The organism is Empedobacter sp. R750, from assembly GCF_030324345.1.
Taxonomy (GTDB): Bacteria; Bacteroidota; Bacteroidia; order Flavobacteriales; family Weeksellaceae; genus Empedobacter; species Empedobacter falsenii_C.
On record NZ_JACAGF010000024.1, the window covers coordinates 20,359 to 28,166 of the forward strand.

At 32.7% G+C, this 7,808-nt stretch carries 6 protein-coding genes; 4 read left to right on the plus strand and 2 right to left on the minus strand.

The genetic code is table 11. The features are described from left to right. Positions 1 to 47: 47 nt before the first annotated feature. Both HXZ74_RS16135 and HXZ74_RS16140 read right to left on the minus strand, forming a co-directional pair. Entirely contained in the window at positions 48 to 1,442 is a 1,395-nt protein-coding gene (locus HXZ74_RS16135) for an OmpP1/FadL family transporter (RefSeq protein WP_180905178.1), read from the minus strand. 21 nt (positions 1,443 to 1,463) lie between these two features. Then, complete coding sequence (locus HXZ74_RS16140) at positions 1,464 to 2,804, minus strand: hypothetical protein (protein WP_280062071.1); 1,341 nt, start codon at positions 2,802 to 2,804, stop codon at positions 1,464 to 1,466. Positions 2,805 to 2,907: 103 nt separating this feature from the next. Here HXZ74_RS16140 and proS point away from each other — a divergent pair, with 103 nt between their 5' ends. From proS to HXZ74_RS16160, 4 genes are all read left to right on the plus strand, one after another. After that, positions 2,908 to 4,386: a proline--tRNA ligase gene (proS, locus tag HXZ74_RS16145; RefSeq protein WP_286476315.1), complete on the plus strand. Its 1,479-nt coding sequence runs from the start codon at positions 2,908 to 2,910 to the stop codon at positions 4,384 to 4,386. A 171-nt stretch (positions 4,387 to 4,557) separates the two neighbouring features. Further along, positions 4,558 to 4,776 (plus strand): hypothetical protein, encoded by a 219-nt coding sequence (locus tag HXZ74_RS16150; RefSeq protein ID WP_038332733.1) that lies wholly within the window; start codon positions 4,558 to 4,560, stop codon positions 4,774 to 4,776. 492 nt (positions 4,777 to 5,268) lie between these two features. Beyond that, on the plus strand, positions 5,269 to 6,099 hold the full coding sequence (locus tag HXZ74_RS17240) for an RHS repeat-associated core domain-containing protein (RefSeq protein WP_435653710.1): 831 nt from the start codon (positions 5,269 to 5,271) through the stop codon (positions 6,097 to 6,099). Continuing rightward, the gene (locus tag HXZ74_RS16160; RefSeq protein ID WP_280050419.1) at positions 6,080 to 6,490 is read left to right on the plus strand and encodes a hypothetical protein; all 411 of its coding nucleotides are present in this window, start codon (positions 6,080 to 6,082) and stop codon (positions 6,488 to 6,490) included. Before HXZ74_RS17240 ends, HXZ74_RS16160 begins: the two co-directional genes overlap by 20 nt. The last annotated feature ends 1,318 nt before the right edge of the window (positions 6,491 to 7,808 follow it).

The following is a 7,808-nucleotide window of genomic DNA, read 5'->3' on the forward strand; positions in this document are numbered from 1 at the left end:
AAAATCGGATGAATTTCATCCGATTTTTTAATATCTATTTTTTTTTATTAGAATTGCCAACCTAATGTCAATAAGAATAAATTGTTGTTTAATTTAACTTTTGGAGCATAAGTGTTAGGTAAAGAAACAAATTCATTATTAGTATTAATATAATCTGTTCCACCAATCAATTGTTGATATTTTTGAGTTTGATATTGATAAGCCGCATCTATATAGAATCCACCAAAATCATATCCTAAACCAAAACTTGCACGATTAATATCTCCTTGAAATGCTTTCGATAAAACAGCTGCATTTGTTACAACATTGTTTTCGTTTGCAATATCCATTGTAAAATCTTTGTAAGGAGAAGTTACATAATTATAACCCGCTCTTACTTTGAAACGATCTACACGGTATTCTGCACCAACTCTAACTTCACTTGAATTTTTTACAAAATCATTGATGAAATTATTAGAAGAATTAAAATATTGTGATGGTTTTAATTTTGTATCATTGTTCATGTGGTACGTATAATCAGCACCAAGTGATAAATTTTTACCAACAACAAAACCTAAACTTCCTACAAGGCGACCACCACGTGTCATATCGTAATCAGAAGAATACATATAATAAGAATCTACAGCAGTTCCGTTATTGATGAAGTTTGCTGCATAATAATCTTCCGAAACATTGTACCAAACAGGAGAATGATAAGCCGCTCCTAAACGTACATTGTGATTCACTTTGTAAATAGCACCTAAAGAGAAAGAAAATCCTTGCCCAATTTCACTATATGGAGCTCCATCTGCATTGTATACATAAGTTTTTCCATTGTCGTCATCACGCTCTGCATATTGTTCGTATCCCGAATAGTTAGTTTCGTGGAAGTTTAATCCAAATCCTAAGTAGACTTTGTCGTCATAGCTAGTTCCTAAATTAACAGAGAATTTAGATTTGTATCCATCTATATCTTTAATGTAACCATTGAAAGTTCCATTTGGATTATCAAATTTAATTCCTTCATTTGTTCCAATTGATGAATAATTGTCTAAACGCTGATTAAGATAAGCGACACCAACTGTGAAACGATTCCATTTTGAAGCTTCATTTGCAAAAACAAATGTTCCTCCAAATTGTTGGAAATCAAAATTACTTTCAGATTCTTTGATATTTGTTCCGAAATTAGTTTTGTTACTAAAAGTAGAAACACCAGCTGTTACTTGTACGTCAGAGTTAATTGCTACTCCTAATCCAGCAGGATTTTGCTCGACAGAAGTAATGTCACTTCCTAATGCACCAACAGCCCCACCAACACCAATATATTTAGCATTTCCGCTGTTAATATCTTGCGAATATAAATTTATAGCATTTGTAGAATACTGAGTTTCGTACCCTTTGTTTTGTTGTGCAAAAGCCAATGTACCAGCTAAGGTACAAAGGCTTAATAATATTTTTTTCATTTATATATGATCTAAATCTAGTTATCTTCTTCCTCCACCACGAGAACCTCCGCCTCCTGTGCTACTTCCGCGAGAACCACCTCCCATGCTTCCGCTACTCATACTGCTACCTCTACTTGGAGAAGGTGTTGAATATGATGAACGAGAATTGTTCATGCTATTTGTTCTGTCATAGCTTCTTGTTGGTTGTTGATATTGTTGCGCTTCGCGAGTCGGTCTTGTGTTGTAAGTAGGCTGTTGTGTTTGCGCTGGTCTTACTTCACGAGTTGGACGTGTGTTATTCATTTGCCCTTGATCAACAGTAGGTCTTACTTCTCTTGTAGGACGAGTTCCGTTAATTTGACTTTGGTCTACACTTGGTCTTACTTCACGAGTTGGACGTGTATTATTCATTTGTCCTTGATCAATAGTAGGTCTAACCTCTCTTGTAGGACGAGTTCCGTTAATTTGACTTTGGTCTGTACCTGGTCTAACTTCGCGAGTTGGACGTGTTGTAGTATTAATTGTATTATCACGAGTAGGTCTTAAACCTGTAGAGATTTGGTTGTTTCTACCATTTAAGCTTCCAACAGGACGAGTAGAATTAATCGTGTTATTTAAACGACCACCGTTTCTGTAACCTGGTTGAGAATAAATTCCTCTTGGACGATTGTATCCATATCCGTAATAACCTGGATATCCGTAACCGTAACCCCAACCGTTATTCCAACCGTAGTAACCTCCATAATATCCACCATAGTAAGGTCTATTCCAACCCCAACCATAATATCCATTATACCATGGATCGTTCCATCCCCATCCGAATGAAATACCAAATCCGTTTCCGTACCATCCACCATACCAAGGATTGTAATATCCCCAACGATATGGATTGTAGAAACCTCCCCATCCGTAATTGTACCAAGGATAGTTGTTCCAGATATTAATTTCTACACCATCATTACGTCCCCAGTCATAATTACTTGATCCGTTATAAGTAAGTGTGTAATCGTTGTTTCCAAAATAATTGTAACCACCTAAACCATATCCGTTAATTTTAACTTTGGTTGCTGATTTAGATTGAGTATTATCATTTGTACTATCAACATCATCTTGGTAATAAAATTGTTCAGCACCATTTCCTTCTGCATCAAAGTATGGACTACCAATTTTTATTTCCCCTTGATTTTCTTGTTCTCCTTGCTCGTTTCCATATTGTGGTTGAGCTTGTTGATAGGTTTTATCTGTTTTCGGATTATAGTAAACTCCGTCGCTTTCGTAACCACTTGGTTGATAAGTCGAACAAGATGAAATTCCTAATGCAGCCACAAGAATTAATGTAGTTGCAGAAATTTTATTAGAAATTTTATAAACTTTGTTCATAATTATAAATTTACATCGTTTGTAATAATTAAATTTGCATAAATTTAAAGGCAATTTTTATGCCAAGTAAAGATACGAAACTTATCAACAAATATAAAAGATTATGGCAAAATTAACAACTCGTGCTGAGGATTATTCTAAGTGGTACAATGAGCTTGTTGTAAAAGCAAATTTAGCTGAAAATTCCAAGGTTAGAGGGTGTATGGTGATCAAACCATATGGCTATGCTATTTGGGAAAAACTACAAGCAGAATTAGACAAAAGATTTAAAGAAACAGGTCATCAAAATGCTTATTTCCCCTTATTTGTTCCTAAAAGTTTATTCGAAGCTGAAGAAAAAAACGCAGAAGGTTTTGCAAAAGAATGTGCGGTTGTAACGCATTATCGATTGAAAAATGATCCTGATAACAAAGGAAAGTTGATTGTAGATCCAGAAGCAAAATTAGAAGAAGAATTAATTGTTCGTCCAACTTCAGAAGCAATTATTTGGAGTACATACAAAGGTTGGATTCAGTCGTACCGCGATTTACCAATTTTGATTAATCAATGGGCAAATGTTGTGCGTTGGGAAATGCGTACGCGTTTGTTTTTGAGAACTGCCGAGTTTTTATGGCAAGAAGGGCATACAGCTCACGAAACAAAAGAAGAAGCAATTGCGGAAGCGCAACAAATGCAAGAAGTATATGCGGATGTTGTAGAGAATTTTATGGCAATTCCAGTTGTAAAAGGAAGAAAGTCAGATTCTGAGCGTTTTGCGGGTGCTGATGATACCTATACAATCGAAGCGTTGATGCAAGATGGTAAAGCTTTACAAGCGGGAACTTCTCACTTTTTAGGGCAAAACTTTGCAAAAGCTTTTGATGTTAAATTCGCAAGCAAAGAAGGAAAACAAGAATATGTTTGGGCAACTTCTTGGGGAGTTTCTACTCGTTTGATGGGTGCATTAATTATGACGCATTCTGACGATTTAGGATTAGTTTTACCTCCAAAGTTAGCGCCAATTCAGGTTGTTGTTGTTCCAATTTATAAAACAGAAGAACAATTAGAAGAAATTCGTCAAGTGGTGGATAAATTTTCGTCTGAATTGAAAGCGAAAGGAATTTCGATCAAATTTGATGATGATGATAAAACGAAACCAGGTTGGAAATTTGCTGAATACGAATTGAAAGGTGTTCCTGTACGAATTGCAATTGGACCAAAAGATTTAGAAAAAGGTCATGTTGAGGTTGCTCGTCGTGATACATTAGAAAAACAATTTATTGCGTTGGATAATGTGTCAACTGAAGTAGAGAAATTATTAGAAGATATTCAAACTAATTTATTCCAAAAAGCGTCAGATTTTAGAGATACTCACACAACAGAAGCAACAACTTTTGAAGAGTTCAAAGATATTATCGAAAATAAAGGTGGTTTTGTTTCAGCTTTATGGGACGGAACAGAAGAAACAGAAGAAGCGGTGAAAAATGCGACGAAAGCAACAATTCGTTGTATTCCTCAAGCTTTTGAAACGCCTACAGAAGGAGTTGATGTTTTCTCTGGAAAACCTGCAAAATACAGAGTTTTATATGCGAAAGCATATTAATTTACTAAACAATAATTAGCAAAAAAACTTTCCAAAATAAAAAAGGAGCTATTAATTAGCTCCTTTTTTATTTTTCTTGGCATGTAATTCTTTCAAATTAGTCAAGGTGAATTATTAAAAAATATAGAAAAGACTTTATAGAAGGAGGTCGTTATAGTTTAGATTAAAATTATGTTTAGATCATTTATTTCAATTTTAGGTGGAGCATATCATTGGTATAAAGAAGGACGAAAAGAGACTTTTTTAAAAGGAGTGATTTTAAAAAATTCTTCTCAAGAAGAAATGACAAGGGATTATTACACTGGATTAAAGTTTTTTTTAATATTTGGAACAATAGTAACTGTCCTACTTATATTATATAAAAAGATAACAAATCAAGAAATATCATAAAGAAGTGTAGTTTTTAAGATGTGTTGTTATTTTATAAAGTTGCTACATTTTTAACATATAATTTCTTAAATTTACTTGCAGAAGTTCTTTGAGAGTAGAGTGTTAAAAAATGTTTTGTAAACATTTTTAGCGAACGAGCCAGATTGTTGTAGAGGTGATAGTAGTATAGAAGGATAACTTTTAATTATGTATACAATTACGCCGATCATTTTGATTCATGAGTGAAAAGCTTTGATAAAGATTTTCATGAAATGACCCGAGTGAAGCGAGTGTAAGATTGAGCTATCAAAAAGAAGCAAATGGCTCGTTAAAAATATTGGAGGAGAACAACTATTATCCTTTTGGATTGAAACATAGTGGATACAACAATACCAATCTTGCGAATACTAACTATAAATACAAATCAATGATTATGGAGAAAAAAGTTTTGAGTAAACTTTTAGCGAACATACCGCACGAAGTGCTGAACTACAAGATGAACTTGGGCTGAATTTGTATGATTTTGAAGCTAGAAATTATGATCCTGCTTTAGGTAGATGGGGAGTCATTGATCCGCTCGCTGAAAAATATTTAATGGATTCTCCATATTCTTATGCAGTAAATAATCCTGTTTACTTTATTGATCCTGATGGTAAACAAATTGCAGGACCAGGAGACGAAGATGACCCTATTGAACTTCAAACAGCGGTAGTTTATGCATCAAAATCTAATAATTCAGGATTTTCAGGACTTAATATTACAATACCTATGCCTGACCTTAAGTCAGCCTTTTTTGGTAATCATGTCGATGGTGCTTATAAACGTATACTATCTACAGAAGAAGGTAGAGAAAAATATGGTAAAATGCAGAAAGCTAAAAGAAATGGAGAAAAAGCTGTAGTCGCTTTCTTTGGAGTAATGGCAGCACCTGTAGTATTAGGAGAAGTTGTTGTCTACGGGTCTATTAAAGTTGTTGCTGCAAAAGCTATTGTCAGTACAACTGCTCAAATATCTACCTTTGAAAATTTAGAAGACTTTAAAGCCTTTGATGTCGCAGATGTAGCCGCAGATACTTTTCTTATTCCAGGGGTATCGGGAGCTGTTGGGGGCGCAATAGATTATAAACCATTAAAAGGTGGTTTAAATATTAATTCTGATGCTAATACAATTATTGTAAATAGTGCAACGAGTTTAATTTCAGCAGGTATGGGCTCAAGATTTAACTCGTCTGTATCTCAAATGCCAACTGCAACACAAGCTGTAACTGAAGCAATGATTAGTTTACCTCACGCTATCACAGAACAACAAGTTAATAAATCATATAATGAATATCGAAATAAATAAAACTAAATTATTTTTAATAATTATTGTTATTATATTTATAACAGTAAGTTTAATGGGTACTTATTTAAGAAATGATTTTAAAAAAAATTATATATATACTATAGCGACTATTGATGGAGTTTCTATTTTCGGACGTAGTGCTACTAATAGTATTAATTTTAAGTATTATTATAATAATGATATGAAAATTAGTAGTTATAGTTTTCCAAATGATAGCACAAGATATTATAAGTCGCAAATAGGAAAAAGGGTTTTAGTGAAAATGAGTGATAAAAAATGGTCATATACACTATATTCAATTAATAAATTATATATTAATAAACCAGTACCAGACAGTATAAAAGAAGCTCCATCAGAGGGATGGAAAGAATTACCTGTCTGGGCAAAATAAAATAATTCACGATAAAGCAAAAGGCAAACGTTTGTTTGCCTTTTGTTATTTTATAAAGTTCTCTCAATTCATATTGTTTAACGCAAAAAATAATACACTAACTAAAATGTATTTTTTGATGTATCTTCTTCGATAATCCTTCGACCGTTGTTCGACTGTTGTTCGACAAAACAACCTTTTTCTCGAACCATTGTCGAAGGACACTCGAACAAACCCCGAAGAAATAGGCTATTTTGTTATTATAAAATATAGACGACAAAATAAGAGGTATACCTTGTTGTGTAAAGTGTTTTTGGAATGTGAAATAATTTGAATTATTGTTCAATAGATAGTAAGATTTACTCCTACTTTATAGCATTATTATTTCTCATACGTTAATAATGGAATGTAAAAAGAGTTTTATCTACTAAAATAAAATTAAAAACTGCAAGACAATTGGCAGAAGTTAAATAAATAAAGGCTCCAAGTTGGAGCCTTTATTATATATTAACCATTTTGAAAAACTCGTATAACTTGATTTCCCTAGATGTACATATTTTTTCAAGTGTAGTGATAGGAATATTATACTCAATATAATCTTTATCTTGAGATGCTTTTTTAATCTTTCTAACAATACTTTCTTCTATATTATGCTCATCAGCAAACTTTCTTTGTGAATCAGAATTTATTATCCAATTATAATATATGTATTTACATATACGTCTGTTTACGTTATCCATTGTAACAATAATAAGAGTAGTATGTAAAAATATTGCGGTCGATAGTGCGCAATTAAAAATATATTATTATATTTGTTATCAGATAGTTAAAAAATAAAGTAATTGTACTTTAATCTCGCTTTTGAAAACTGGTAATTTTTGTAGCAACGAGAAAATAAGTAAATTTGCTCACGACCTAGGCGTGGGCTCTCTTATTGTTGCAAGGTATACCAGTACCTCAAAAGCTTTAAGATGAGTTCATGCCTTTTTTGTTTTGGTCGTTTCTTCCATAACAATAGCATTGGACTTCATACGTTACACTTGGTTTAATTCCTCTACAAATCAAGTAAAATACTCTCTCTAAAAATATGTGTTTCTTATAATAGAAATACACAGACGGTTATTAGATTCTATTAGAATTGTAAGATGTATATAGTAGGTGTTAGATATTAGTATTGAGATTTTAGAATTGTAAGATGTTTTTAAGTATTAAGTAAAATGTAAAAAGTATTATGTATTCAGATTAAGGATGAGGTTTTGAGATAAGTTCCTTTAGATTTGAAAATCTTAAATTGTAGTATAAAAAGAAGAGAAAAGAGTTTGAGTACACTATAACGAGT

What these genes read in the sequence shown, in the direction of transcription:
- HXZ74_RS16135 (WP_180905178.1), bottom strand. Translation starts at nt 1,442, where the DNA reads ATGAAAAAAATATTATTAAGCCTTTGTACCTTAGCTGGTACATTGGCT.
- HXZ74_RS16140 (WP_280062071.1), bottom strand. Translation starts at nt 2,804, where the DNA reads ATGAACAAAGTTTATAAAATTTCTAATAAAATTTCTGCAACTACATTA.
- proS (WP_286476315.1), top strand. Translation starts at nt 2,908, where the DNA reads ATGGCAAAATTAACAACTCGTGCTGAGGATTATTCTAAGTGGTACAAT.
- HXZ74_RS16150 (WP_038332733.1), top strand. Translation starts at nt 4,558, where the DNA reads ATGTTTAGATCATTTATTTCAATTTTAGGTGGAGCATATCATTGGTAT.
- HXZ74_RS16160 (WP_280050419.1), top strand. Translation starts at nt 6,080, where the DNA reads ATGAATATCGAAATAAATAAAACTAAATTATTTTTAATAATTATTGTT.